We start from the raw sequence: 3,873 nt of genomic DNA, 5'->3' as shown, positions 1-3,873 counted from the left end.
TTGGCCGCGGGGGCCCCCCCCGGCCCCCCACACGCCACCCCCCCCTGGTCTACCCCGCGGGGGGTATCGACCAGGGGGCATTGTCGCGGGTTGGCGGGAACTAGCCCATGATCATGGGTTGGAAGCCCTCGGCCCGCAAGTTGTTCAGCACGGATTCCGAGTGCGCGTGGCCCTTGGTTTCCATGTCGATGGTGATCGCCACGTCCCCCATGGACAGCGAACCGCCCACGCGGGTGTGGTCCAGTCGGGTGACGTTGGCATCGGATTCGGCGATGACGCGCGAGATCGTTGCCAGCTCGCCGGGACGGTCGTCGAGCATCATGCGCACGGTGAGGTAGCGCCCCGCCGCGGAAAGGCCGCGCTGGATGACCTTGAGCATCAACAGCGGGTCGATGTTGCCACCGGAGAGGATCACCACGGTCTTCGTGGGATTTAGCCCGAGTTCCGCCAGTTTGCCTTCCAGCAGCGCCGCCACGCCCACAGCACCGGCGGGCTCGACAACCAGCTTGGACCGTTCCATGAGGAACACCAAGGCGCGGGCCAGCGCGTCCTCGGAAACCGTGACGACCTCGTCGACGAGTTCGCGGATGATCTGGAAGGGCAGCTGGCCGGGCCTGCCCACGGCGATGCCGTCGGCAATGGTGCGCACGGTGTCCAACGGAACCAGCGCGTCGGCGGCCAGTGAGGGCGGATAGGCCGCGGCGTTCTCGGCCTGCACCCCGATGATCTTGATGTCGCGGCCCAGCTCCTTGGCCCGGGACTTGATGGCAACGGCGACCCCGGCGAGCAATCCGCCGCCGCCCACGCCCATCAGCACGGTGTCGACGTCGGGCAGCTGGTCAAGGATTTCCAGGCCGATGGTGCCCTGCCCGGCAATGATGTCGGGGTTGTCGAAGGGGTGCACGAAGACGGCGCCGGTCGCGGTGGCGTAGCGCTCGGCCTCCGCCAACGCCTCGTCGACGTTGTGGCCGTGCAGGATGACCTCGGCACCATGGTCGCGGGTGGCGGTGAGCTTGGGCAGCGCCACACCCAGCGGCATGTAGATGCGCGCCTTGATTCCGAGCCGCCGGGCCGCCTGGGCCACACCCTGGGCGTGGTTTCCCGCCGAGGCCGCGACGACGCCGCGGGCCCGCTCTTCCGCGGTCAGCTTGGCCATGCGGACGTAGGCACCGCGGACCTTGAACGACCCGGCACGCTGGAGGTTTTCACACTTCAGGTAGACCTCCGAGCCGATGTCCAGGGACAGCGCCCGCGAGTGCTCCATCGGGGTTTGAACGCTGACGCCCTCAAGCAGGGTCCGGGCCTCTTCGATGTCGGACAGGCTCACCGGGAGTGTGGTCTTCTGGATCATGGGAGCGGCTTTCTTCTGGGCGTGTGCGGACACGCGAATGCATTCGGGTTTGGAAGTCTTGTGGGCCAGGACCTTGTACCGGGCAACTTGGGCGGCGTGCGGGATCAGGAACCGGGGTCTGGTCCTTCTCCGTCAAGGTCGGCGGGAGCCGGTTCCGCATTGCGGACCGGCTTGGTAATTCGGGACCCCGCCACGGCGGCCATTGCCGCGGTCTCGGCTCCGAAGGGGGTGTCGTGTTCCCAGCCCCGGTTGGCGATGTACTTGACCACGGTGTTTGCCACGGCCAGCACGGGAACCGCGAACAGCGCCCCGGCGATGCCGGCGACGATGGATCCGCCGGCCACGGCCATGACGACGGCCAGCGGGTGCAGGCTCACCGCCTTGCCCATGATCAGCGGCTGCAGGATGTGGGATTCGGCCTGCTGCACAAACAGCACCACCAAGAGCATGATCAGCGCATTCACCGGGCCGTTGGCCACCAGGGCCAGCAGCACGGCAACCGCGCCGGTGACCAGGGCGCCCACGACCGGGATGAAGGAACCGATGAAGACGAGCACGCCCAGCGGCAGCGCCAGCGGCACCCCGAGGATCAGCGCGCCGATGCCGATGCCCACTGCGTCGATGAAGGCGACAAAGAGCTGGACGCGCACGTAGATGACCATCGAGGCCCAGCCCCGGCGTCCGGCACCATGGGCGGCGGCCCGGGCACGGCGCGGCAGGATGTTGACGAAGAAGCGCCCGATCCGCGCACCGTCGAGCAGCAGGAAGATCAGCGAGAAGAGCACCAGCAACACGCCGGCAATCAGGTGTCCCACCGTGGTGCCCCAGGACAGCGCGCCGGAAAGAATCGAGGAGGAATTGTTCCTGAGCTGGTTCAGGGCGTCCTGCACCAATTCGTCAACATCCTGGTTGCTCAGGGCCAGGGGGCCGGTGGAGAGCCAATGCTGGATCTGACCGATGCCTGTCAGGGCCTGGGACCAGAGCGAGGCGAAGCCGGTGGCCAGACGCTGTCCGACGATCGACAGGCCACCGACGATCAAGCCCAGGAATCCGATCATGGTCACCCCGACGGAAAGTCCCTTGGGGAAGCGCAGGGCGCGGTTCAGGAACTTCACCACCGGGCCCAGCAACCCCGCCAGCAGGGCAGCGATCATCAGCGGGATCACCAGCAGGGACACGTGGGACAGCAGCCACACGCCGATGCCCACGGCAATCACGATGACAATCAGCCGCCAGGACCAGGAGGCGGCGATGCGAACCCCGTAGGGAAGGTCATCAGCCGTGGCATGTTCGGCGTAGGAGAGTGCGGGCGCCTCGTCGCTCACGGGATTGGCGGCCAAGCGCTGCTTGGTGGCCTGGGCCCCCTGGTGCACCGCCTCGGTGGCGGCGGAAAGGCGCTTGAAGGCGCGCGGCAACTTCATGCCGCTTCCCCGCGGGAACCGGACCGGGGCTTCGCGCCCATGCGCATATGCCGCGCGGTCGCATCCATGTTGCCTGTCATTGCCATGAACATACGTTATCCCTTGGAAGTTGACTGCGCGGCATAGATGACGCACATATTGCAGAAAAACCGCGGGGCAGTACCCAAATCATGGGTACTGCCCCGCGGTCACACAGCAGATTGACTAGTCGTTGCCACGCAGGATAGCCAGAATGCGCAGAATCTCAACGTAGAGCCAGATCAGGGTCACGGTCAGGCCGAATGCAGCGGACCAAGCCATCTTGGCCGGAGCCCCCTGGCGCACGCCCTCGGTGATGTTGGTGAAGTCCAGCACCAATGCGTAGGTGGCAAGCAGCACGGCAAGCACGCCGATGCCCAAGCCAAGCAGGCCGCTGCGCATGCCGAACATGCCGTCGATGACACCGAACATCATCAGGCCGAAGTTCAGCAGCGAGAACAGGCCGTAGCCGATCATCGCGATCATGAACATGCGGGTCATCTTCGGGGTCGCCCGGTACTTGCCGGAGCGGTACAGCATCAGGGTCACGGCGAAGACCGACAGGGTGGCGAGCACGGCCTGGACCGCGATGCCCGGGTACATGTTCTCAAAGAAGCCCGACAGGCCGCCGAGGAAGATGCCCTCGAAGCCCGCGTACAGCATGATCAGGATCGGCGAAGGCTGGCGCTTGAAGGCATTGACCAGACCCAGCACCAGACCGACCACTGCGCCGACGAGCATCAGTCCCGGCAGCTGCCAGCCAATGGCGGCACCGATGACGACCAGGCCGAGAGTCAGCATGGTCTTGTTGATGACATCCGCATAGGTCATGCGACCGGTTTGCTGCGGCGATGCCGACGGCTGTGAATACAGGTCCTGCATGGCCGGCGCACTCATCGGCTGAGCGTAGGTGGTGGACGCGGCCCCCGTGGGGCCGGCCGCACGGGTCTGCTCGCGGTAGTTCTTGGAATTGAAGACCGGGTTTCCGCCCAGGGCCATGGTGTTTCTCCTCGGTAGGGTTGTTAGTAAATAGCCTACGTTGGTAGAACGCTCGATGCAGACCAATAAATCCCCAAATCACTA

3 protein-coding genes are annotated in these 3,873 nt (G+C 65.7%); all 3 read right to left on the bottom strand.

Features of this window, described 5'->3' with window-relative positions:
* Positions 1-100: 100 nt before the first annotated feature.
* Entirely contained in the window at positions 101-1,351 is a 1,251-nt protein-coding gene (gene ilvA, locus ACLQ7E_RS06860; RefSeq protein ID WP_411731825.1) for a threonine ammonia-lyase, read from the bottom strand.
* Positions 1,352-1,455: 104 nt separating this feature from the next.
* A complete protein-coding gene (locus ACLQ7E_RS06855) occupies positions 1,456-2,772 on the bottom strand; it encodes an AI-2E family transporter (protein ID WP_411731824.1) in 1,317 nt (438 codons plus the stop codon).
* Between the two features lie 204 nt (positions 2,773-2,976).
* The gene (locus ACLQ7E_RS06850; RefSeq protein WP_411731823.1) at positions 2,977-3,789 is read right to left on the bottom strand and encodes a Bax inhibitor-1/YccA family membrane protein; all 813 of its coding nucleotides are present in this window, start codon (positions 3,787-3,789) and stop codon (positions 2,977-2,979) included.
* Positions 3,790-3,873: the final 84 nt, after the last annotated feature.

This window comes from Paeniglutamicibacter sp., from assembly GCF_046714615.1.
Classification (GTDB): domain Bacteria; phylum Actinomycetota; class Actinomycetes; order Actinomycetales; family Micrococcaceae; genus Paeniglutamicibacter.
Note: the sequence above shows the minus strand (reverse complement) of the source record. Positions and strands in the feature narration are given on the sequence as shown.